The following is a 25239-nucleotide window of genomic DNA, read 5'->3' as shown; positions in this document are numbered from 1 at the left end:
GATAAATATTCTTAGATTTATTCGATGTATATGTTGGAAACGTCTTAGATAATTAATAAAACTGCAAATCTATATCGAGCATCATAAATATTTTTTTAGCGAGCTGACTAAAATATTCAAACTTTTTAGTTACGATTTCCAAAATATCTCACCTAAGTGGCTTTTTTTAATGATTCTCCTAGATAAACTTAACAAAATGTTTTTTTTCTTGCTCTCCAAAAAAGCAATTTCCAGGCAAAAATGTGCCCACAATTATTTGACCAGTGCGCAGCATAATTATTTTTTTTAGGGAAATTTCATGAAAATATTATTTTTACTCATTCTTATTTTTTGTTCTAGGGTAACGAGCCAAGACTTCTTAAAATATCCCGTAGAAGATATAGATTTTAAGCTCACTAACGAGGCAGACCGCCAAAGTATGATCGAGCAAAACAAAGTGAAGACTTTTTATATCCTGTCTGCTTTACCAAGAAAAATAGATCACACGAGTCAAAGCGAAGTTAGCACATGGCTTAGAACTACCACCTATGAACGAATTAGCGACTATTTAGGATCCTATAACTACGTTTCAAGAGATATAGCCAATCAAGACAAGAACTGGGGATACACCTTTTTTAAACTATCTGCTTTTGACGTAGATATTTTAAAAAAAATCGCCCAGCTATTCGATGAGAGCAGAATCCGGCCTAAAGTTTTGGATTTAGGCTGTGGTTATGCCTTCTTGGCTCCTTTAATTTTAGCTGCTGGTGGGCATTACAAAGGCGTAGAGCACCTGAAAAATATTGCACTAGAGGCAAATAGAGAAATATGGAAACATCGTACACTTTGGACTATGGATGGCGAAGTTTCTAAAGATTTATACAAAATAAACCCCAACTCAATTCTCAGCGATAATTTACGACTAGAGGAAAATTTTTTTGACATTATTATTTGTAAAAACGTCATGCACTTTTATACACCGCATGAAAATGAAATAATTATCTCAAAAATTCACGGTTGGCTAAAAAGCCAAGGGATCGCATATATTTTAACTGACTCACCTCAAGAAAAAAAACAATTGCTAGACTTCTATGAAAATAATAAAGAATCTAACTGCACTTACCCAGGTTTTGGCATTAGAAATGAACCTACGTATTTTTGTGCTTACTGTTTTAACAATATCATCACCAGAGCATCATCCCCAAACCGATGCCCTCCAATTATCACTGAAGAAACACTCATGGTTAATATTACTGGGTCGCCAGATCTGGTACCGGCTCTTTTTACACCTGGTTTTTTACAAGAGGACGGCACGCTCACTCACAATGATATGATAACCAAATCAAAACCAATTGACATCGTCCGATCTGATACCGGAGAAGCAGGTAAGTGTGTAGTTATAACTGATTGGCATCACACCATATATAATTTGTTTACAGCAGAACAACTCGGACAATTATTTGAAAAGCATAATTTTATTACTTTGGAGCTTCTTAATATTGATTTTATGGGCCTAAAAATGCCTGACGGACCACAAAGACTTATTGATTCCAAAGCAGGTGTAGTGGTTAAAAAGCCCTGAGCCCCTTATTGCTCACGAAATTCTAAGAAACTTCAACTTGGGCTTTTTTGCTTGGCAATATCAACGCAGCCACTCTTATCAGTTATGCGGATCAAACAAGTGCACAGCTATGCTGATTTTACTAGATAAACTCAAGTTTTGAAGCAATCCTTCGCACTATTGAAATGGGCATTCTAAAAAATATTAAATGGAGAATTGTAATGAAAAAAACGTTAATGCCTGCAGTTGGGCTGTTTTTACTATTGATAAGCGGAAATACGATTTATTGACAGAAAACTTGCAACACAAACATAAATTTTATCTATCCAAAAAAAGACCTCTTTTTCTCCTTAACACCTTCCTTACCAATTCTGGCCTCGCTGTTTTTTCTAAATTTCCTATTGTAAGCAGCAAGTATACGTTTTACGAGGCAATTGCTAACTGTCTTCCTACACAATGCGCTGGTGATATGTTGGCGTCAAAGGGTGTCATAATGACGCGCTTAAATATCGATGGCGCTATTATAGACGTATATAATACGCATATGCATGCAGGTGATAAAATTGTCGAACATGAGGCTCGGCTTAAGCAAATTAAGCAATTAATCAATTTTATTAATGATAATTCTAGTCCCGACAGCTCCGTTATCCTTATGGGTGACTTTAATATGAGTCCAAAACGGGAAGGTAAAACAAGAAAGCAACTAAAACCTAGTGGTCATTATTCCGATCAGGAAGACATGATACGAAGAACCAGCGCCTTTGACCAGCTGATAAAGGGTCTAGGATTCACTGATGCAATCGATAGTATAACCGAAAATAAAAATGTCACTGCCATCTGCAAGGAGAACTATGAGAAAATAACCAGTAAAAAAGCAAAAGGAGGTACGTGCCGCCAACAACCTGATGAGATCGACCGTATTCTGTATAGACCCGGCAAGTACAAACTAAAGCTTTTAGGACTTAGAAAGGATGCAGATCGCTTTCTAAACGATAAAGGGAAGAGACTGAGCGACGGCAATCCCAATGTTGCAATTTTCCAGCTAAGTCTGCCCTAACCCCCCAGCTCCAACGAGTCAGCTTAGCATGGGCGCGTGTACCTTCAAAGCCCTAAAAGCAAAGGGAAGTACGAGTTAGAAAAGGGCCTAGGCCAGTTATCATAGGCATGACTAAGCACATTGTGGGCGTTGCAAATGCTCTGAAATTATTAAAGCACTCTTTGGATAGAGCAAACAATTGAGTACAACAAAAGATAATAACTTGAGTTTTTCTAAAAGCTCAAACCATAAAAACTATAACAATTTTAGATAAGCATTCAATTTTTGAACATACGAAGCGCACGCGATAACTAGGAAACAATTTAATGTTCATTTAAATTTGACTTACATCTAATTTCCACAAAATTCTATTCATTGCTCGAGGATCTTTCTACTCTGTGAACCCCCTTGAGTGAACCCAGCTTACGCATAACCAGATTGAGTTGAGCAAGATCATGTACTCCGCACTTAAAGGTATTAATGGCTTGCCCATCTCCCAAGCCTCTACACTTAGCCTCCGAAATATTTATATTCATGCGTGCAAACACTGCAGATAAATCTGTGAGCATTCCTTCTCGGTCATCACTTAAAACAGTTATAGAAATCGGGCGCACCAATTCCGAGTCACTCACCCAACTCACACTAATTTTACGATCAGCATCGAGTTCCATGATCTTAGGACAATTGCGTCTGTGAATGCTTACCCCGCGTCCTCTCGTAACAAAACCTATTACAGGATCACCTTTAACAGGACTACAGCATCGCGCATAATGAACTAAAACGTCATCAACTCCCTCAACTCTGATACCCCCAGAACCTCTGCGCGCTAACTTATCAAATAGCTGGCTTATACGAGAGCGTTTCTGCTCTGGTAAAATTTCACGTTTTTCTTCTTCGGGAATACACTCTTCTGCAAATGCTTTAGCTTCTAGCTTGCCATAACCAACAAGTGCCAAGGCTTCATCAAAATTTGCGCAGCGTTTATTTTTTACTGCTCTGTCTAATGCGCCAGACTTCAGCTCACGCTGGATACTGGTGCCGTAACGCCTCAGTTCACGCTCAAGCAATTCACGACCGATCTCCTTACTGCGATCACGCTCAAGCTGCCGCATCACAGCTCTGATTTTTGTACGTGCACGAGAGGTCTTTACAAACTCAAGCCAATCTTTTTTGGGCCGTTGATTTTTTTGCGTGATGATTTCGCAGCTATCACCATTTTCTAACACATATCGCAATGGCACTATGCGATTGTTTACCTTTGCACCAATACACTGCATTCCTACTGCTGAGTGAATAGCAAAAGCCATATCAACCGGAGTCGCTCCACGAGGAAGCTCAATAACATCCCCTCGCGGCGTAAAAACATAAACTTCTTCTGAAAATAAATCTACTTTTACCGATTCAAGAAACTCATTAGGATCGGTGAGATCCTTTTGCCAATTCATCAGCTGACGAAGCCATTGGAAGTTTTTTTCTGAGGCTTCGTCCACGGTCAATGGGACTCCACCGCCATGAGCCTTATACTTCCAATGAGCAGCAATACCCGACTCAGCCACTTCATGCATACGTCTTGTACGAATCTGTACTTCAATACGCTCGCCCTTGGGGCCTACCAATGTCGTATGAAGTGAACGATACCCATTGGGCTTGGGCATAGCTATATAATCTTTGAAACGCCCGGGGATTGGTCGCCACTGAGCATGAATATGACCCAATGCTTCGTAGCATTGCCCTAAAGTCTCCACCACCACTCTAAATGCGATCAGATCATGTATTTCATCGAACGACAGGCCCTTATCACTCATTTTTCTAAAAACAGACCATAAATGTTTCGGGCGCCCTTCCACTTCAAAATTTTTCATTCCTGCATCATTGAGCGTCTTTTCAAGTTCTCTTGAGACATCCTCTATGAAACGGGCTCGCTCATTTTTTGTCTTACCGATCTTTTCTCTTAAATTTCTATAATCCCAAGGCTTGATGTATTTAAAACTTAAATCCTCAAGCTCTGCTTTAAGCCATGCGATCCCTAAACGGTTAGCAAGCGGAGCATATATTTCAATGGTTTCTGTTGCGATCCTTTCTTGCTTTTCAGGGATCATGTATTGCAGCGTACGCATATTATGAAGGCGATCTGCTAACTTCACCAACAATACGCGGATATCGCGAGACATGGCCACAAGCATTTTACGAAAGTTCTCGGCCTGCTTTTCTTCACTGCTATAGAATTTTATCTGGGAAAGTTTAGTAACACCATCCACCAAATAGGCAATATCATGGCCAAAAACTTCCTCGATTTCATCCTGAGTCGCAGCGGTATCCTCTACTGTATCGTGGAGCAAACCTGTACAAATACTCGCTTCATCGAGCTTAAGTTCAGCTAAAATCTTAGCTACCTCTAAAGGATGTGATAAATAAGGCTCTCCGCTTTTTCTCACTTGTCCTTCATGATATTTGGCAGAACAAACATAAGCCTTGCGAATCAGATCCAAATCGGGCTGCGGATGATAGGTTTTCACGAGATCTAAAATATCACTAAGTTTCAACATTTTTCTGCCACAAACCTCTTGATATCAAACAAATAAAAGCGGCAATAAATCTAAATTATTAAGAAACATTTTCGAAATGTGCCGCATTGTTCAATACTTGCAAATAAGGTCCCCCATCAATAGCTTACTTTTTTAAGAAATAGGACACATTCATGCAAACTCCCAAACCAGCCTCAACACTCGTCTGCTGTAGCATAACCACGGATTGGCCACATAAAATCCTTCTACTAAAAAGAAATGAGCGATCAGCCTTTTTACCAGGGGCCTACGTTTTCCCAGGTGGTCGTTTGGATAAAAATGACCAAAAATTAGCTCGTTGGCTAGAAAGCGATAAGGATGGCTTAGATCGCATCGCACAATTTTTCCCCGCTCAGCACCCAGTTTTGGAACATCTAGCCTGCGCTATGAGAGAAACCCTTGAAGAATCCGCAATCAGTGTGGCTAAAGCCACACTCAATGGTCAGGATTTTTTTCTTAAACCCTATGAGCTTAAAGATCTTCTGAGCAATATTGAGGTTCCTTACCAAGCTAGACTTGATCATATTTGGCCCATTTCATGGTGGATTACGCCCTCAGGTGAAAGCAGACGTTTTGATACTAATTTTTTTCTTGCGCTCTTACCTCAAGAACAAAGTGCTCATTGCCAAGGTGAGACTAAAAACCCCCTTTGGCTCTCTCCCAATGAAGCGCTCAACAGCTATGAACAGCATAAGCTCTTCCTTGCTCCCCCTACCCGATCCGTCTTAGAAAGAATGAACTCTTCTAAAAATATTGAGGAATTTATTTCTTATATTGATTCACCGCTTTTTCCTATCGAACCCTATTTTATCGATCAAAAAGATAAAAAAATCTTGGTGTTACCTGGTGATGAAATGCATCATTACAAAAAAAAATCTCGATTTATCATGAAAACACGCTACCAATTCCCATAATACTCTTGCGTAGTTAAGCCTGTTTTTTTCAGGTTTTTCCAAAGAAATTCTAATGCTAGCTCCTTTGACAAATATTTATTTTTCGTTATTGAAGATTCCGATTCGATTTTTTTAGGCTCTATCAAAGAGCGAAAAGGTTTTATATGGCGAACCACGCATCAGCATTAAAAAGACATAGGCAATCCCTAAAGAGGAATGCACGTAACCGTTCCGCACGAGCTGCGCTTGCAACACAACTCAAAAAAGCTCGTCAAGAAATTTCCAACAAAACAGCTAAAGTAAATGAAGGCGAAATTCAAAAAGCCGTCAGTAGCTTGGCAGTTGCTGTACGCAAAGGTATTTTGCATAAAAAGGCAGCAGCACGAAGAACTTCTCGTTTGATGCGTCAAGCTAATGCCTGCGCCGCATAACTGAGAGTTTATTAAAGACAATAAAGGAAAGACCCATACTCCTGGGTCTTTTTTTTATCGAGCCTTTGGTTTGCAAAAAATGTGAGTTTTTCAATTCCCAAAGATGTTTCGAACATAATCCTTTTCTGGCACTTTTGCCTCTTGCGCTTGCGTTGGTTTTATTCTCTGTTCCTCTATCAAACTTAAACGATAATTCCCCGTAGTGCTGTGGACTATATCGTATACGGATATGTTCACTGGTTCATTGGATACAGGCTCATAGAAAACTCCTTGAGGAGAGATTTTGTTGAGCGCCATAAATTGAGCAGGAGCCTTTAATGGTGAAAGATTGTACTCAAAATTCCACACGAGGTTGGGTATAGTCGTGTATGCGTCGATGGCGATAATGCTATCAAGATAAGGTAGCTCGAGCTTACCATCTTGTGGCTTTTTCAATATGTGAACCTTTGTTTTAGTCTGGTACTTTGCGCTAAGAGCAGCAATCACCCCTTTGAATTCATCAATAGCAGCATGCACTTCATCAAACATCTTGCTAAAAGTGCGAGGGTGTTTTTTTATGTAATCCCAAACAATATGATCCAACAAATAATTCTTCCAGCCATCGGGAATTTTTTCTGGATTTTTGGCTAAGTCCAAAGCCTTGGTTTTATAATTTTCTTCTCCATAAAAAAGGTAGACATAATCATAGAGATAAATATTTAAATTCTTTCCCTCTTTAATGAGATTGGCAAAAACCGCAAGTTCGCTCAACAACTGCCCTGAACCAAAGGCCAAAATATCTACAGTGCTTTTATGCGCGGTTTTTTTGAGCACATGCTCCACTATTTTTTTATCAAAAAGATAGCGAGCACTTTTATCAGGCTTTTCATAAAAATCACGATAAAAAGCCTTCATACAATTGCATTCTTTTAAATTTTTTCCATTTATTTTTTCTATTTCTTTAGCCATGACAGCATAGATGTCATTTCTTTCAAGCTCACTAAATTTTTTCTCACTTATTTTAGGAATGTGCGCACAGGAAAAAACAAAAAATAAAAATATTAATACAAATAAATTTTTCATCCGACGGACCTAAAAAGATTCAAAAATCTTAGTCTGTAAAACGTGCTTATATTTTTCGTCATGAGTGGAATGAAGAAAAACTCTATCGGAATCAAGTTCCAGAGTTTCAACAAGTTTTTTTACAATGGGCTTGCGAGCTGAAAGCGAGACTTTGTCGCACTTGGTCAGGATAAAAAACAAATCAATTCCTCTATTTTTAGCAATTTTTACAATATGTTTCTCTCGCTCATCCGGATCTCGGCGAATATCCAACAGTAAAAAAATTTGCTTTAGAGAATGGCGTTTTTCCAAGTAGGAAAAAATTAAATCTTCACACTCTTGAGCTTCCTTTTTGGACATGCTGGCAAAACCAAATCCTGGCAGATCTACCAAAGTAATATTTTTTTGTTGAGTGTCATCGCTCATCACCATTTGATATACCACCGCATGGCGTGTGCGCCCTGGCAATTTTGATGTTCTGGCCAAATCTTTCTTTTGACACACAGCATTAATCAAGGAAGATTTTCCTGAATTGGAACGTCCGATGAAAGCTATCTCGCCCCCCAATTCACGCATTATCGCAAGTTTAGGCACCGAATACAAAAAATGACTGTCTAAAACTTTAATTTCCATCAATGCCTCAAAAATAATTTATACCTTTGAAAAATCTCACAATATTAACCATTGCCATAGGTGTGAAGTCCATCGGAAAATAAACCTAAGTTTACCCCCAAAAATCCAATGATAATGACAAAAAAACCTAAAACCCCCAGAACTGAACTAAAAGGGCCAAAAAGCCCGGCAGTTCTGCGTGCATGCAAATAGATAGCATAAATAAGCCAAATTGCTAAGGCCCCCGTCTCCTTGGGATCCCATGCCCAGTATCGGCCCCAAGCGTAATGTGCCCACAATGCTCCGGTAATCAAAACGATCGACATGAGAAAAAACGACAGCGAAATCGCTTTGTATGCTGCACCCTCAAGCTTTTCTACCGCCGCCAATTTATTGGTAATTTTTTCACTGTACAGCAAAAAATAGGCAATAAAGCATTCCAACAACAACACCAACACTAATAATGAAAAACTCCACACATGAGATTTAAAACTGATAAACCATGGGCCGGCTGGTGATAAATGATGAGAGAGCGAATCTTCTAAAACAATAGTGGTGCGACGCATGTCATGAAAAATCATGTTTCCAAACACGGCAACAGTGCTCAAGAGGCTTAATAAAAAAATTGAATTAACTTGTTTTTTGGAGGGTGATAGCAATAAAGACGCTGCACCAAAGACATGAACAAGCACAGCAAAAATAATTAACCAGCCAGCGTTTGGCATAGGTGTTAAATAGGCAGCAGAATTATTTGCCAAGTCAAAAACATTGACGATGCTGTCGCCTGCATGAGCCAGAAGTTTTACGAAATAAGACTGCTCTGTTAAAAGATGCCCTCCTCCACCCAAACAAAACAAAAGCACAGCCATGAGCAGCATGCTAAAAGCTGCAAACTTTTTGCGAGGCACACGCTTTTCATCTTTCATAAGAGCAAACAGACTGATAAATGCTGCAATAGAGCCTGCAGCATAAGCTACCGATGCGGAAATCACATGGATCATTATCCACCAGCTTTTCAAGGCAGGAACTAAGGGTTTGATAGAGGCATCGGTAAGCGCTGCGATACCAAGTGTCATTAGGGCCAAAATAATTCCTGTCTGACGCAACCAAGCAAACTGCCATTTGATCTCTGCAAACAAAGTCACCATCACGATGCCCCAGCTCATATAGATCATGATTTCATAAAGATTCGACCACGGCGGATGCTGGGTAAAAACCACAAACCACGACCAACCACTTAATTTTTGCCCAATAGCAAGCTCTGTAGCATTAACTTCAAGGTGGCCAGCCTCAATCCAGCGTAGCAACATTCCACCTGTCTGAATTAAAAATGAACAGGCAACTACTATGAGGCCAGTTTTTATAATTAATTTCCGAGCTTTTACGAGGTGCACAGCAAAAAGCGCAAGGCTTGCTACATAACCACCAGTAGAAAGATTATACAAAGTGGTGCTATCCATATTGTTTACCCTTATTCAAAGTTTTGATCCGTTTTAGATAATCTTCTTCTACAGCTGTTAGGTGCCTAAATCCTTGAGCGGCTACTATCACCTGGTATCCCGAATCTTTTGCATCTATACGTGCAAAAAATCGCACTGGGCTTACAAAAAAACACAAATAAAGACCAAGCAATAAAATCACAAAACCACCAAAGATAAGAGCAATGCCTGGCACATTGCCAATGCTCAACCCCGTTGCGTACTGCTGATCTGCTCCCAAGAAATTGACAAAATATATATCATTGCGAACCACGCGATCAAAATCAGGATAGCGTCTAAAAATATGAAAATAAGTTGCACTATCGTCAGGACTTTTCTGCTGCAGCCGTAGTGCTTGACCGAGACCAGCAAAATCCTCATAAATTTTTTCAGGGATTATTTTATCACCATTGGGCAAGCTCAGGGCCTCACCCAAACGCAGATTTACTCGCTTTTTGTAATGATGTTGATCGGCAACTTCTATCTCGACTTTTTTTTCAGATACTATCGGTTTAAAACTTGATTGATAAAATGTGTAGCCCTGAAAACTCAGTGGCTCATTTACCCTTACAGTTTTTTGAATAACTCGATCTAAATCTTCATTATCAATAAATAAATCAGATTCATATTCCATGGGGCTATTATCAACAAAAGTTTGCAGGCGAAAATCATTACAGCCAATATAAAAACCTAAATCGTGCGTATAGCTTACACCACCCGCACCTTTAGCCGTGATAAAGCGAGTTTTTTTGCCTTCTTCGATCAAAACATGTCCATCAACCCCATTTTGAGTGGCATAAATTGACGAAAACATGATTATTAACAAAGCGATGTGAACAATGTAAACCCCAAAACGTCCTACCACTTTGGAATCAAAAAAATAAAATTCACTGCCGTTAATGGTGCCGATAGGCTGCTTCAGAGACTTATGAAAAGAGCGCACACGTGCCTGTGCTTCACTCAGTGAGGAAAACTGCAAATGAGCTTTGAGCTTTAGTCCGCTTAAACGCCTATCAGTAAGAAATGGTCTGGGCCTTATTGCATCAAAATAAATTCTAGGCAGCCGTTCTATAGAGCAAGCAATTAAGTTCGCTGCCAGCAACAATAAAGCGCAAGAAAACCACCATGAATGAAAGGTATCGTAAAGTTCAAAAAAACTTAAAAACCATGATGTAAAACCTGTAGCTGAATGATTCTGATAAAACTCTTCATAACTTATGGTTTGATCAAAAAACATGCCAAGCACTGCGCCTAAAGAAATGAACACAAGCAATACAAAGGTAAGCTTTAGAGAAATAAATAACCGCCACAGTGCATCAATAATTTTTCGCGAACGGCTGTTCACTAAGCGCTCCTCATTTAATGAAGTACGCCTGGCAACATAAGTTTCACTCGTGAAAATGACAATGCAGGTACTTTTAACTCGTGCATTCATTTTATGTGTGATGCTATCAAAAAGAAAAGCTATCACACTCATCGCTATTCACATCTATTAGAGACTATTTTGAACACAGTTAAAAACTAACTAGATCTGCTTTGGCGTTTAAAAGTCATCAGGTTTTTAGCTGGAACCCAGTTGCACGATATCTAAATTTCAATGGTTTCTAAAACCCACAAAAAAGTTTCTTAGTTTACTCAAACATGAGAACTAGTTCGATAAGCGCCCTAATTCACTTAATAATTTTTTATTGTTTTCAATTAAGAGTTTTTCTTCTCTTTCAAATTCTTTCAAATCGGATAGCGGAAGATGAAAGTGTTCATCTCTTACCATTTTTAAAACTCTTCTCGTAAGCATGAGCCTTGATTTATTTTTATCTAATAACATCTTTAATTTTTCTCTTTCGTCGACTTTATCAAATAAATTTTCACTTTTGTCACCTAATTCAGCTTTTAGCTCAATTATTTTGTCCTTGACTTCACGAGCTTTAAGCGCATCTTGCTTGATTTTTTTAAAAACATGAGCAGATTCTTTGGCATATTTACCCATCATATGCTGCAAAGGATTTTTGACAAAGCCTGAATATGGTATGTAGATTGGGGTTCCAATGTCTGCTCCCCCAAGCAGAGTTTTGCTCGGCATATCAGGAACAGGGTCTCCTTCATTTACTATACGAATAATATTGTGGGCCCCAGCTAAAGCTTGTTCTACTATTCTTGACGATTGAGCATCATAGACTCGAGGAGCACCAAAAGTTATGGTTTCGATCAACACTTGGGAATCATCAAAAAATTTCCCAACACCAATTAAAAGTCTGGGTAAATCGTTCGCCAAAATAAGAGCCAATGCTCCTCCTAATGAATGTCCCGTAGTAGTTATTCGAAGTGGCAACGTACTATCAGCGGGAACGGTATAACGATTTATAAAAAAATCATCAAACTTGTATAGGAATGCCGAACTAAGCCCCTCAATATATGCGCGGGCAAAGCCTTCATGGATATTCAGACTTGACCCATCGATAGCTTTGAGTGACTCACTTGGATCTAAACCACTATAGTTTTTAAAGGAAATATTTTTTAACCAATCCGCCATCGTAACTGTCCCCTTAAACACAACGATGAGGTGGTTTATTGATTCATTGTAAAGAAAAATTGCTGACAGTTCTTTGGAATTTTTTCCAAAATTTCTTTCCAGTGTGCTCAACAATTCATATTCTTTGTAGTTATCATCTTTTAATTTCAACTCTAACTCTCTAACAACATCATCAAATTCTTTATATTTTTTAACGTAAATTAAGTCAGAAAGATCAGCATAAAATTGCACCTGTTTATAATCTAATCGAGTAAAAAAGCTGTTTTCCCCCTTAGAGATACGGTAATGATTATTAAAACCGCTATATTTATCATTAATCAATGAATCTATTTTACTATATTCAGACTTATAAGCTGCAAGTTCTTTTTTTGCCTTAGATTTTGTTTCATTAAAATTCGAATATTGCTCGCTATTTACTCTATTTTTTGGTGTTAAATTTTTATTATTTTCCTCTGACGAACATGCCAAAACAAATAACAAGCATACAGCAAAAACAAAACAGCTAAACCTGAGCAAATTTAACATCAACTTAACCCAATCAAGAGACAAAAAAAGCAATATGATTCCACAATTGTAACATTTTAATCACATAATATTAAAAAATAAATATAATCTCATCAAATAGAAGCACAAATCATTCAAAAGTAGATCTTATCAATCAACCACACCAATTGAGTTTGATGCATCTCTCTGAATGGATGGCAGCCACAATTACACTATCAATGGTTTTACTTTTTATCGCATCTTTACAAATTACTTAGCTTAGTTAGACTTTGCGGCTTGCAATAATCGATGCCATAGCGGCAGCAATATTTTTGAGGAACATTCACATGATGATTATCGGTCTCACCGGTAGCTTTGCCAGCGGGAAAAGTACGGTTGCCGAGTTTCTGATCAAAGCACACGTGCCGGTAATTGATGCTGACGAGCTTGCACGCAGCGTATGTTCTCCTGGCTCTATGTGCCTAAAGAAAATCGTAAGTACATTTGGACCCAACATACTCAACGCCAATTTATCCCTCAATCGCAAAGCGCTCGCCTCTATTGTGTTTAACGACCAAGAGCAGCTCGAAAAATTAGAAGCGATTGTACACCCGGCTGTTCACCAATTGTTTCTTGAAGAACTTAAAAAACATAAAGCTCACAAAGAAAGCGTGGTAGTCTACATGGCTCCCCTGCTTTTTGAAAAAAATCTTGAGTTGCATTTCGATAAAATAATTCTCATAACGGCTCCCCAGCAAAAAATGATTAAAAGAGCTATGGTGCGTGACGATATTAGTTATGAAGAAGCAAAAAGACGCTTGGAAAGACAAATGCCTAATTCAGAAAAAATAATGAAGGCTGACGAAATTATTGATAATAGCGGAACCAAAGACGATCTCTATTTAAAGATAAAAAATATTTGGAAAAAAATATGCAACCAAGATCTTGATGAAAAATAATCTGTTAGGATTATGTTTTGCTTAATAAAATACAAAATTTTGAGTTTAAAAATAAGCAAACCATCTTAAAAGATTTCATTTTATAAACAGTTAAAAAGCCTGATTCTACGGGATAATTCAAGCTTTTTTACCAGGAATGCAAGCCTAGCTTTTATTCTTATAACTCTGCTTTGATACTTTTTTTGAACACTTTTAGATAAACTAGTTGGGCGCAGAAAAAATTTTGTTCAAAATTTTTCTAAGCTTGCTATCCAGGCGCATTAAAGAGGTACACCAGTGATTCATTATTTACCACTTGAAGAACTACGTTGGCGCTTTTCAGATTTTGCTGGGGCTCGGCACATTCTTGAACAGCGTCGAAGCAAAAAAACTGGGCGTATTGGTGCTGTGGCACAAGATCGTGCAATGTCTGCCTTGGAACTTGGCCTTGGCATCAAACAGCGCGGCTACAATATTTTTGTGGTGGGAGCTTCAGGTACAGGGCGCACTTCAACAATTGAAAGGCTGCTGAGCGATAGATCTAAAAAAGAAATTACCCCGCAAGATGTGGTACTTCTCTATAATTTCACAGACAAAGATCGGCCACTTTCTGTTTTGCTCCCTCCATCTCTAGGGCCTAAACTCAAAAAAAGTTACGAAACATTAATTGAGAAAGTTATCATTCATCTAGAAAAAGCATTTGAAGCTGACAGCTATCTGTTATCTCGGCAGGTTATTCAAGATGAGTGCAGAGAAAGAACAGACCTTGCACTTAGAGAAATAGAAGAAGAAGCTTCACAAAATTCTTTTGTGCTCTCTCATAGCGGCGCAGCCATTACCCTGACCCCCGCCAATAAAAAGGGTGATGCTCTGACTGAGGATGAATTTGATAAACTCAGCAACAAAGAAAAACAAAAATTAGAAATGTCAGCCGAAAAATTAGAAGCCAAATTGGAAGAATCCATGCGCAAAGTACGATTGGCTGAAAAAGAAGGCGAGGATGCCTATGAGGAACTAGAAAGAGAAACTGCAAGGCAAGCTATCGAGGGTATTTTTGAAACTACACGATCAACCTGGAAAGCACACAAACGGATTGTAAATCATCTGAACCTGATAGAAGACGATATACTGAATCGAATCCGTCGATTTATTCATGAAGATAAAAACCTGCAGCCTGAAAATCACGAAGGAATTTCTGCAGGGCAACTTAGGAAAAAAAATCTTGATGAAGATGATGACAATGAATACGATGAGCCACTTTGGCTGCGTTATCGGGTCAATGTGCTTGTATCTCATGCAAAAGATGCTGGGGCTCCAGTCGTTTTCGAAACTCATCCTACAGCTTCAAACATCATTGGCCGCATCGAGCAAAGAATTCGTGCTGGCGAAACCATCACAGACTACACACGTATCAGAGCCGGCGCACTTTACCGAGCCAATGGAGGATTTCTTATTCTTGAGGCCCAAGAACTGTTACGAGATCCTGGAGCCTGGGAAGGCCTCAAAAGAGCACTTAAAAATCGTGAAATTGAACTTGATGATCCTGGTGAGCCTGGTCGAATGGTCTCTCTTGCATCCTTGCGTCCCGAGCCAGTTCCCTTGCACCTCAAAATTATTTTGATTGGTACCCCAGAAATATATTACGCCCTTGCTCGTAATGATCCTGATTTTCAAGTTCTATTCAAGGTTAAGGCCGATTTTGATTTGGAAGTTGATCGTTCCAAAGATAATCTCGAGCGCTATATTTCATTCATCAATGCACTCTGCAGCGAGGAGTCCTTACTCAAACTCAGTCCAGAGGGCGCAGGAAGTGTTATGGAGCATGCCATACGTCTCTCAGGAAATAAAAACAAAATTACATGTCGACTAGGGGAAATTGCTGATTTACTGAGAGAATCAAATTTTTGGGCCCGTAAAGACAAGTCTAAAAAAATTGAACCCCAACATATTCAGAACGCATTAAGAGCTCGATGTGAACGAGAAGGTTTTGTAGAAACGCAAATTCTCGATGAAGTTAAAAATGGCAAACTTATGATCCAAACTTCGGGGAGCGTTGTTGGTCAAGCTAATGCTCTTACCGTAGTTGAAGTCGGTACCTATGAATTTGGCATTCCTCTGAGGGTTACGTGCCAGACTGGTTGCGGCAAAGGTGAAATTATTGATATTGAGCGAGAAGCAGAACAAGGAGGTACCTTTCACTCCAAAGGCCGTCTCATTATTCGAGGCTTACTTGCAAGCCTTTTTGGTCGTTCGCTACCTTTCGCCTTTTCAGCAACCCTTTGTATGGAACAAACCTATAGTGACGTGGATGGAGACTCTGCCTCAATGGCAGAGGCATGCACCCTACTCTCTGCCCTATCGCAAATCCCTATAGAACAGCGTTTTGCTATGACGGGTGCTATCGATCAGATGGGCCATGTTCAAGCTGTCGGAGGAGTCAATCAAAAGATAGAAGGCTTCTTTAAAGTATGCCAAGAAAAACAAAGCCAAGAGATTCATGGTGTAATTATTCCTTCTCAAAATGTCTCGGATTTGATGGTAAGCGATGAAATTCTAAAAAGTGCTAAGGCCGGCAAATTTAATATTATAGCCGTTGATACCGTATCTGATGCTATGGAAGCTTTAACAGGAATCGCATGGGATGGTAGTCCACAATCCATTAAGGCTCGAACATTGGAAACACTCAAACACTTTAATTACATGCGCGAACGGCATCGCTCAAATAAGTCTGAGCATGATTTAGCCGTCCCTTCAAAGAAAGAAAAAATAACAAATTCAGAAATGTTGTGATTCTACAGTGCCCATAAAAACCCTTTTTTCTTTATTGCAGTTATTTATTTAAAATCACTGGAGTAATTTTAAACAAAAAGGGTTTTATTTTTTATCTTTTAAAACCAGTGTAAGTTCATATTTTTAGAATTATCACAATAAAATTGGTATCATAAGACAGTCACATAAAACATAAAGAGCAAATCGTGATGCGTTTTTTGGTAGCACTATTTTTATTATCGATTACTTTTGCCTCTGCACTTAACGCAAAGAAATCAGATGAAGGTGAATCTGCTCAGGTTTGCGGCTGCGGCAACGGAATTCAAGAAGTATTGCCCTACAACTTTATGAACCCTAATTGCCCATACAAACTCTATGCAACAAATACTATTAACCCACTGAGTCAAAGTCACCTCTTTGCTGTCAATACTTACGATGGGCAAATGATCGATATTGGAGCTATAGCAGAAACAGGTACCGCTATGCCTATTCTAAGGGTTACAAGTCTCGATTTTTCTCCTGAAGGCGTGCTCTATGCTCTCGGTACTGGTACACAAAATCCCTACAATAACAAAAGTATTCTAATGACCATCGATTGCCAAACTGCGCAAGCCACCGTGATTGGACAAACTGGAGTGGCTTTAGCAACAGGCACCGCTCTGACTGATATGAGCTTTAATCAATACGGGCAATTATTCGTTTATAAAAAACAAAGTCCACAAAACAGTGTTAACGAAGACAGGCTCGGTACAATAAATGTCAGCACTGGCGCTTATACCGAAGTTGGTGATCCCAATTTTGCCCAAGCTGAAATAGGCAATGGCCTTACTTTTGCCGAGTTTCCTACCTACCCATCTCAACCTCTTTATCAAGCCGGTAATTTTAAGCTCTCGAAACTTGATACCTCAACAGGAATGGCTACCCCCATAACCGATTTGATTTTCTTTGACCCTGCCAATAACCGTCCACGTACCAATGGCCTGGAAGCTGATTTTTTAACGGGTATTATTTATGCTTCCATCAACAATAAAGCTTCAGGTATGTCCTCTCCTTCAGAGAATTATCTCGGCACTTTTAATACAACAACTGGAGAGTTTTCATTTATAAAGCTCCCTGCAACACTCGTGCAGGATGGCCTCGATGGTTTGGCTTTTAATCGCCCTTATGAAGAATGTGATGGTGCTACTCCTGTCCCTACCGGATGTGTTTGTGGAGGGGATTGCTATCTCGATGAAACTAACTGCAGCGATTTGATCGACAATGATTTTGACGGACTCATAGATTGTGAAGACCCAGATTGCGATGCACAAAGTTGTGAAGACGGCGACCTCTGCACCACCGGTGAAAGTTGCAGTGCAGGATCTTGCCTTGGAGCTGTGGCAATAGATTGTAACGATAGTGAAAGCTGCACAGACGACACATGCGATCCATCAACAGGTTTTTGCGTAAATCAAGGTAACGATGCCAATCTATGCACTGATTCTAATCAGTGCACTACTGACATATGTTTGATAACAGGAACCTGCCAATCAACCAATGTCTCCAATGGAACTTCTTGTGATGATGGCCAGGCCTGTACATCAAGCGATATTTGTACCGATGGTGTTTGTGCGGGAACACCAGGAATAGAAAATTGCGCTAACGGCATAGATGATGATTGCGATGGTTTAATCGATGGACTTGACCCCGATTGCGGCGGAGAAATCTGCGATGATGGCGTAGATAACGACGGAGACTTGTTAGTCGATTGTCTTGATACTCTCGATTGCCCTACAGGAACTACGTGTCAAGACGATGGAAATCCTTGCACCGATAACACATGCCTCGCCACGCTGTGCAATGCTACTAACAACGATAGCAATACCTGTTCTGATGGCAATGATTGCACCGACGATGCATGCAGTGCAGGGTCATGTCTCAGCACAAATGACGATAGCAATATTTGCTCCGACGGCGATGCATGCACCAATGATTTGTGCAGCACAGGAATATGTAACAGTACCGCCATAATTTGTGATGATGGCAATGAATGCACCATAGGTGCGTGCTTCTTGGGTAGTTGCCAATTCACTCCTCTAACTAATGGCACTCCTTGCACTGCTGACACCAACGTTTGCACTGATGACTACTGCCAACTCGGCAATTGTACTCACCCCAATAATACTTCTCCTTGCGATGATGGAATGACATGTACGAGCGGCGATGTATGCAGTGGCGGTGTCTGCTCTGGTACTCCTGGCGTAGAAATCTGCGATAATGGTATCGACGATGACTGCGACGATAATATCGATGAATTTGATGATGATTGCTTTGCAGAAAACCTAAGGGTATTTGTTTCCAGTACAAGCTATAATGGAAACTTAGGTGGAGTCTCAGGGGCAGATGGCTTATGCCAAGCACGAGCTGATTCACAATCTTTGGGTGGAACATGGGTAGCAATGATATCTGATAATACTTCCAATGCTTTTGATCGAGTGCTCAATTGTAACGATAAGTCATGGATTTTACTGAGCGGCCCACCCAATATAATAGCTCACAGCAAAGCTGATCTCTTTGATGGAGTTTTAGACCAAGCTATAAATGTAGACGAATTCGGCAATAATGTGGGCAATAATTTCGTTTGGACCGGAACAAAAATCGATGGCACGTTTGAGCCATCTTTTAACTGTAACAATTGGAGCTCAGGGAGTAACACTCAAAGGGGTTACTTAGGGCGCTCGTTCTATACTGATAATTACTGGATCCATTACGGCTCGAATAACTGCAATCAAACAAGACACCTCTATTGCTTTGAAATCGATACTGGCTGTTAGAAAAACAATATTTCAACATAAAATTCAGACAGCACTAACGATGATTAAACACGTAATTTAATCGATATATGCTAATAAAAATAAAAAATCTTTAAAACAAAACTATTTTTTAGAATTATCACAATAAAATTTGTACCATAAGACAGTCACATAAAACATAAAGAGCAAATCGTGATGCGTTTTTTTGTAGCACTATTTTTATTATCGATTACTTTTGCCTCTGCACTTAACGCAAAGAAATCAGATGAAGGTGAATCTGCTCAGGTTTGCGGCTGCGGCAACGGAATTCAAGAAGTATTGCCCTACAACTTTATGAACCCTAATTGCCCATACAAACTCTATGCGACTGACTCTATCAACCCACAGACTCAAAGCCATCTCTATGCAGTCAATGCCTATGATGGACAAGTAATCGATATTGGAGCTATAGCCCAAAGCGGCACAGGAATGCAGATTCGAAGGGTTACAAGTCTCGATTTTTCTCCTGAAGGCGTGCTCTATGCTCTCGGTACTGGTACACAAAATCCCTACAATAACAAAAGTATTCTAATGACCATCGATTGCCAAACTGCGCAAGCCACCGTGATTGGACAAACTGGAGTGGCTTTAGCAACAGGCACCGCTCTGACTGATATGAGCTTTAATCAATACGGGCAATTATTCGTTTATAAAAAACAAAGTCCACAAAACAGTGTTAACGAAGACAGGCTCGGTACAATAAATGTCAGCACTGGCGCTTATACCGAAGTTGGTGATCCCAATTTTGCCCAAGCTGAAATAGGCAATGGCCTTACTTTTGCCGAGTTTCCTACCTACCCATCTCAACCTCTTTATCAAGCCGGTAATTTTAAGCTCTCGAAACTTGATACCTCAACAGGAATGGCTACCCCCATAACCGATTTGATTTTCTTTGACCCTGCCAATAACCGTCCACGTACCAATGGCCTGGAAGCTGATTTTTTAACGGGTATTATTTATGCTTCCATCAACAATAAAGCTTCAGGTATGTCCTCTCCTTCAGAGAATTATCTCGGCACTTTTAATACAACAACTGGAGAGTTTTCATTTATAAAGCTCCCTGCAACACTCGTGCAGGATGGCCTCGATGGTTTGGCTTTTAATCGCCCTTATGAAGAATGTGATGGTGCTACTCCTGTCCCTACCGGATGTGTTTGTGGAGGGGATTGCTATCTCGATGAAACTAACTGCAGCGATTTGATCGACAATGATTTTGACGGACTCATAGATTGTGAAGACCCAGATTGCGATGCACAAAGTTGTGAAGACGGCGACCTCTGCACCACCGGTGAAAGTTGCAGTGCAGGATCTTGCCTTGGAGCTGTGGCAATAGATTGTAACGATAGTGAAAGCTGCACAGACGACACATGCGATCCATCAACAGGTTTTTGCGTAAATCAAGGTAACGATGCCAATCTATGCACTGATTCTAATCAGTGCACTACTGACATATGTTTGATAACAGGAACCTGCCAATCAACCAATGTCTCCAATGGAACTTCTTGTGATGATGGCCAGGCCTGTACATCAAGCGATATTTGTACCGATGGTGTTTGTGCGGGAACACCAGGAATAGAAAATTGCGCTAACGGCATAGATGATGATTGCGATGGTTTAATCGATGGACTTGACCCCGATTGCGGCGGAGAAATCTGCGATGATGGCGTAGATAACGACGGAGACTTGTTAGTCGATTGTCTTGATACTCTCGATTGCCCTACAGGAACTACGTGTCAAGACGATGGAAATCCTTGCACCGATAACACATGCCTCGCCACGCTGTGCAATGCTACTAACAACGATAGCAATACCTGTTCTGATGGCAATGATTGCACCGACGATGCATGCAGTGCAGGGTCATGTCTCAGCACAAATGACGATAGCAATATTTGCTCCGACGGCGATGCATGCACCAATGATTTGTGCAGCGCAGGAATATGTAACAGTACCGCCATAATTTGTGATGATGGCAATGAATGCACCACAGGTGCGTGTTTCTTGGGTAGTTGCCAATTCACTCCTCTAACTAATGGCACTCCTTGCACTGCTGACACCAACGTTTGCACTGATGACTACTGCCAACTCGGCAATTGTACTCACCCCAATAATACTTCTCCTTGCGATGATGGAATGACATGTACGAGCGGCGATGTATGCAGTGGCGGTGTCTGCTCTGGTACTCCTGGCGTAGAAATCTGCGATAATGGTATCGACGATGACTGCGACGATAATATCGATGAATTTGATGATGATTGTGCCCCATCAACCCTCAATGTATTTATTACAAGTACAACCTATGACGGTTCTTTTGGAAACTCCAAAAAATTTAATAACAGCGAAACAACACTAGAAGTTGTCACTGCTGATTCATTGTGCCAAGCGAGAGCAGATGCTGCTTCACTAGGAGGTACCTGGGTAGCTCTTATCTCTGATGACACCTCTAATGCATTTGACAGATTAATAAACTGCAACGATAAAGCCTGGGTCATGCTCAGTGGGCCACCGAATGTCATAGCACACAGCAAAGCTGATCTCTTTGATGGAGTTTTAGACCAAGCTATAAATGTAGACGAATTCGGCAATAATGTGGGCAATAATTTCGTTTGGACCGGCACCAAACCTGATGGTACCGCTGAACTATCCAATAACTGCAACAACTGGACATCTGCAAAACAATTCCATCGAGGCTATCGAGGACGCTCAAACTATGCTGGTCCCGTTTGGATTCACTACGGGGTTGGAAATTGCAATCAACCAAGACACCTTTATTGTTTTGAAATCGATACTGGCTGTTAACCCTATTTTCAAAACAATCTTCAAAAGACTGTTTGGAAAATCAAAATGGTGTTGTTAAGCCGTGCTAGCAAAATATATGCAATTGCTAAATGAATATAAAAATTAAGTATAAGCAGGCAGTTATTCTTAGTCTTTTGAAAATCTCCTTGATTTGTTTAACCAAACTAAGGTGTGCTCGACCACCCATCATTTTGACTATTATCACTTGTCATCCCCGCGCAGGCGGGGATCCAGCAAAAACAGCTAACTGTCTAGTAAAAATGAAAATATAAATCATTCCATGTAAATAACTTCTTCGCTTGCCATATAACTCCTATGAAACAAGTCATTGCTACCTCCGACATAAAGTCAGCCGTTTCTTTTTGAATATAGAAATAGAGCCGATAGTGCTGCATAGTTAAAAAAAGTGTCACTCATTGAACTAAAAGAGCAACTATGACCCTCTATTTGCTTCCCCACCTGCGCGTGGATGACAGGGGATAGAGGTAATGACACGTGATAGTGGTCAAAAAATGCTTTCTTTGGTTAGCGAAAAACTATTTTCAAAACAGTCTCTAAATCAATAAATTAGAAATATTCAGTCTAAATGATCCTATTTTTTAATGTTTCAGATCTGGGTTTTTAATAGGATAACGAGCGTAGTTTTTTAATCAATTCAAAAGAACATACATATGATTACCATTATCGCAGCATTTTTTTTAGGTTTAATTACTTTTACTCTTGGAGTATCGATCAGCATCTGGGCTTATCGCTCGCATGGTCGCGGTGTTATTCTAGCAAAAGTGCTAGGATTTTTAGTTACCCTCATCGCCTTTGTGGGCCTTGGCTACCTAAGCTTCTTAAGCTCACACTCTATCATCATGAACGATGAAGGCTCCTCTTGGAACTTTCCCCATCCCTTAATGATGAATGAGCCTTGGCACCAGCATCACATGGGAAGCAGCATGCCCTTCATGCACATGTATGGTTATCAACCAGACCAATCTGCCGATCCCGATGAGCCTGCAAAAACCTTAAAACCCCAGACACTACCTCAACCACATCCAATGCATAACTATTCAGCTCCAATGCCAATGCACCAAAACAATCAAGATTGGATGATGCATCATGGAAGAGGACACATGTATATGAGGCCTCCACAGACACCACAGAAAACTCCAACTAAATAAAATTTTTACTTGGGTGTTGGTAAAATTTGTAGCCAAATAGCCTAAAATTTATTCACCACGGAATTGTGGCAGTCTTTTTTCTCTAAAAGCGCGCAGAGCTTCTAAACGATCGCTGGTGGAAATTATTTCTTGATAGCATTCAAGCTCAAAAGCCAAGGCATCATTAAAAGTTTTGGCATTATTTTTTGTAAGAGCCTTTTTGGCAGCTCTAATCGCTAGTGGCGCATTATTGGCAATAATTGTCGCCCATTGTTGTGCTTTGCCAACCACCTCACTGCGAGAAGTTACCAACTCATTAAGCAAAGCTATAGCGTAGGCTTCTTTGCCTTTCATTCGCTTAGCCATGAATATCATCTCCATAGCTCGAGAGATTCCTACAATTTTTGGGAGCCGTTGAGTTCCTCCTGCCCCCGGTATAATTCCTAATGAACACTCAGTAAGGCCAAGCTGAATATCCTCTGATCCGATGCGCATATCGCATGCTAATGCAAGCTCAAGCCCTCCACCAAATGCTTCACCATTGACTGCGGCTATAGTTGGAATTTTTAAAAGTGCAATTTTGTTAATTGTTGACTGAATCAGTTTTACAAATCCAAAGGTCTCCTGTTCTGACATTGCCGCGCGCTCTTTTAAATCTGCTCCCGCACAAAATGCTTTCTCACTACTGCTATAAAAGAGTGCCGCACGCAGCTTTGAATTTTTATTTATGCTTTCTAGCTCATGAGAAAGCTCGGTCAAAAGTTCCTTGTTGAGTGCATTGCGAACCTCTGGCCGGTTGAGCACAATGTGAACGATATCCTTCTCGTAATTTATAAGCAATGCAGACATAATCTCTCCTTTGAGCGCTCTTTCTTAGAATCAGGTCTGCATACTACAAAGAAATTGGCTTTAGGGCACTCAAATTAAATTTATTCAGCTCTCATCAACAATATTTTTGTCTCGTCACCTTTAAAAAGCGTATTCACAAAAAAGTCATCATCGCCAAAACCGCTTGCTACAAGGTAAAATTTCTTTCCAAATTTTGTGAATTGCCAAAGATTTATAGTATTTACCAATGCTTGAGACTCTTCCAATGTATGATTACTCTGAGCCAAATTTTCGTTTACTTGATCCATAATAGTCAAGCTCTGATCAATATCGATCAACACTCCATTCAATTCATTCATAAATAATTCGTAGTTATCCTTGGAATACCCGTCATAGTTGTTGCTTAAAACCAATTTTGCATTAAAGCACTTTTTGATGCTCTCCTGATCGAGGAACTCAGCCTTTAAATTTGGCTGAGATAAAGCTTCTTGCAATTCTGTTTCCAGTGAAGCACACCGGTTTGACAAACTATTTGCGTTTATATTCAGCGTAGTAAGCAGAGTAAAAATAATTAATAAACTTTTCATAATTTTCTCCTTCATAGGAGATAGTGAACTTGCGTAAATTTTGGCGTATTTTTTTTACGAGGCACACCAATCTGTTATCGAGAATCTTTAAGTTATCATAAACTCACTTGACGATTAAGTTCACATTCATACAAGCAATTGTCGTTTTATATTGAGGATTTATGAAAAACTTAGTCTTGGTGCTTGGCACCCTATTTTTTTGTTCGTCTCTTCTACACGCATCAAATACTTCCCAAAGAAGGCATCGTTCACAAAATCATTACTCCCGCCATTCTGCTCAGCCCCTAGATGGAAAAACTCTTAATGGTCTGATAAGCAAAAACAATGATCAAAAGGTTGAGAATTTTATTTCTCGTCTTACCGATAGTCAAAGAGAAAATATCTTAAATTGCCGTCTAAAGCATGGTTTTAGTCCCCTTCATAATCTTCTTAGGTATAAAAAAGTAAACATTGAAATACTTAGGCTTTTACTTGAGAATGGAGCCGATCCAAACGCGACTTTAGAAGATACCGTCAACTCTCACGGCTGTTTTTATAAAGGATGGACGCCCGTTCATATCGCAGTAAGAAGGCATTCCGAAACTGAAATTTTTAACCTTTTATACCAGCATGGTGGTAATTTTTTGGCAGAGGACAGCGATGGGTGGACACCACAAAAAGTCGCTGCTCATGAAAATAATAAAACCGCCCTAGACTGGATGCGCGAAAAATCTCTCATTCAAAATTGATTCGTA

18 protein-coding genes are annotated in these 25239 nt (G+C 39.9%); 10 read left to right on the top strand and 8 right to left on the bottom strand.

Going from position 1 to position 25239, the window contains the following annotated elements; translation table 11 throughout:
• Nucleotides 1-298: 298 nt before the first annotated feature.
• Both H6731_10695 and H6731_10690 read left to right on the top strand, forming a co-directional pair.
• On the top strand, nucleotides 299-1561 hold the full coding sequence (locus tag H6731_10695; GenBank protein USN50708.1) for a class I SAM-dependent methyltransferase: 1263 nt from the start codon (nucleotides 299-301) through the stop codon (nucleotides 1559-1561).
• Between the two features lie 187 nt (nucleotides 1562-1748).
• Nucleotides 1749-2597: an endonuclease/exonuclease/phosphatase family protein gene (locus tag H6731_10690; protein USN50707.1), complete on the top strand. Its 849-nt coding sequence runs from the start codon at nucleotides 1749-1751 to the stop codon at nucleotides 2595-2597.
• A gap of 347 nt (nucleotides 2598-2944) precedes the next feature.
• Here H6731_10690 and H6731_10685 read toward each other — a convergent pair whose 3' ends face one another.
• Complete coding sequence (locus H6731_10685) at nucleotides 2945-5122, bottom strand: bifunctional (p)ppGpp synthetase/guanosine-3',5'-bis(diphosphate) 3'-pyrophosphohydrolase (protein USN50706.1); 2178 nt, start codon at nucleotides 5120-5122, stop codon at nucleotides 2945-2947.
• Between the two features lie 152 nt (nucleotides 5123-5274).
• On the opposite strand from H6731_10685, the gene H6731_10680 reads away from it, so the two are divergent.
• Nucleotides 5275-6054 (top strand): hypothetical protein, encoded by a 780-nt coding sequence (locus H6731_10680; GenBank protein USN50705.1) that lies wholly within the window; start codon nucleotides 5275-5277, stop codon nucleotides 6052-6054.
• A 143-nt stretch (nucleotides 6055-6197) separates the two neighbouring features.
• Nucleotides 6198-6464, top strand: coding sequence for a 30S ribosomal protein S20 (rpsT, locus tag H6731_10675; GenBank protein USN50704.1), 267 nt, complete (start codon nucleotides 6198-6200; stop codon nucleotides 6462-6464).
• A 90-nt stretch (nucleotides 6465-6554) separates the two neighbouring features.
• Here the strand turns inward: rpsT and H6731_10670 are convergent, their stop codons facing one another.
• The 5 genes from H6731_10670 to H6731_10650 all read right to left on the bottom strand — a co-directional run bounded on the left by H6731_10670 (nucleotide 6555) and on the right by H6731_10650 (nucleotide 12650).
• The gene (locus H6731_10670; protein USN50703.1) at nucleotides 6555-7526 is read right to left on the bottom strand and encodes a hypothetical protein; all 972 of its coding nucleotides are present in this window, start codon (nucleotides 7524-7526) and stop codon (nucleotides 6555-6557) included.
• 9 nt (nucleotides 7527-7535) lie between these two features.
• Nucleotides 7536-8138 (bottom strand): ribosome biogenesis GTP-binding protein YsxC, encoded by a 603-nt coding sequence (ysxC, locus tag H6731_10665; protein ID USN50702.1) that lies wholly within the window; start codon nucleotides 8136-8138, stop codon nucleotides 7536-7538.
• A gap of 44 nt (nucleotides 8139-8182) precedes the next feature.
• Nucleotides 8183-9577 carry a cytochrome c biogenesis protein CcsA gene (gene ccsA / locus H6731_10660; protein USN50701.1) on the bottom strand — a complete coding sequence of 465 codons (1395 nt, stop codon included), beginning with the start codon at nucleotides 9575-9577 and terminating at the stop codon, nucleotides 8183-8185.
• Entirely contained in the window at nucleotides 9570-10940 is a 1371-nt protein-coding gene (locus H6731_10655) for a cytochrome c biogenesis protein ResB (protein ID USN50700.1), read from the bottom strand. Before H6731_10655 ends, ccsA begins: the two co-directional genes overlap by 8 nt.
• A gap of 303 nt (nucleotides 10941-11243) precedes the next feature.
• Nucleotides 11244-12650, bottom strand: coding sequence for a lipase family protein (locus H6731_10650; protein ID USN50699.1), 1407 nt, complete (start codon nucleotides 12648-12650; stop codon nucleotides 11244-11246).
• Between the two features lie 305 nt (nucleotides 12651-12955).
• Here H6731_10650 and H6731_10645 point away from each other — a divergent pair, with 305 nt between their 5' ends.
• The 5 genes from H6731_10645 (at nucleotide 12956) to H6731_10625 (ending at nucleotide 23111) form a co-directional block, all read left to right on the top strand.
• Nucleotides 12956-13567, top strand: a complete 612-nt coding sequence (locus tag H6731_10645; protein ID USN50698.1) for a dephospho-CoA kinase — start codon at nucleotides 12956-12958, stop codon at nucleotides 13565-13567.
• A gap of 276 nt (nucleotides 13568-13843) precedes the next feature.
• A complete protein-coding gene (locus H6731_10640; protein USN50697.1) occupies nucleotides 13844-16336 on the top strand; it encodes an AAA family ATPase in 2493 nt (830 codons plus the stop codon).
• A gap of 185 nt (nucleotides 16337-16521) precedes the next feature.
• Nucleotides 16522-19128, top strand: a complete 2607-nt coding sequence (locus H6731_10635) for a DUF1554 domain-containing protein (protein USN50696.1) — start codon at nucleotides 16522-16524, stop codon at nucleotides 19126-19128.
• A gap of 171 nt (nucleotides 19129-19299) precedes the next feature.
• Nucleotides 19300-21942 (top strand): hypothetical protein, encoded by a 2643-nt coding sequence (locus tag H6731_10630; protein ID USN50695.1) that lies wholly within the window; start codon nucleotides 19300-19302, stop codon nucleotides 21940-21942.
• Nucleotides 21943-22613: 671 nt separating this feature from the next.
• Entirely contained in the window at nucleotides 22614-23111 is a 498-nt protein-coding gene (locus tag H6731_10625) for a hypothetical protein (protein USN50694.1), read from the top strand.
• A gap of 48 nt (nucleotides 23112-23159) precedes the next feature.
• Here the strand turns inward: H6731_10625 and H6731_10620 are convergent, their stop codons facing one another.
• A complete protein-coding gene (locus H6731_10620; protein USN50693.1) occupies nucleotides 23160-23939 on the bottom strand; it encodes an enoyl-CoA hydratase/isomerase family protein in 780 nt (259 codons plus the stop codon).
• An 80-nt stretch (nucleotides 23940-24019) separates the two neighbouring features.
• A complete protein-coding gene (locus tag H6731_10615; protein USN50692.1) occupies nucleotides 24020-24505 on the bottom strand; it encodes a hypothetical protein in 486 nt (161 codons plus the stop codon).
• Between the two features lie 161 nt (nucleotides 24506-24666).
• Here H6731_10615 and H6731_10610 point away from each other — a divergent pair, with 161 nt between their 5' ends.
• A complete protein-coding gene (locus tag H6731_10610; GenBank protein USN50691.1) occupies nucleotides 24667-25233 on the top strand; it encodes an ankyrin repeat domain-containing protein in 567 nt (188 codons plus the stop codon).
• Nucleotides 25234-25239: the final 6 nt, after the last annotated feature.

It is taken from the genome of Myxococcales bacterium (genome assembly GCA_023898405.1).
In the GTDB taxonomy this organism is placed as follows: domain Bacteria; phylum Myxococcota; class UBA727; order UBA727; family JABDBI01.
This window is presented reverse-complemented; position numbering and strand designations above follow the sequence as displayed.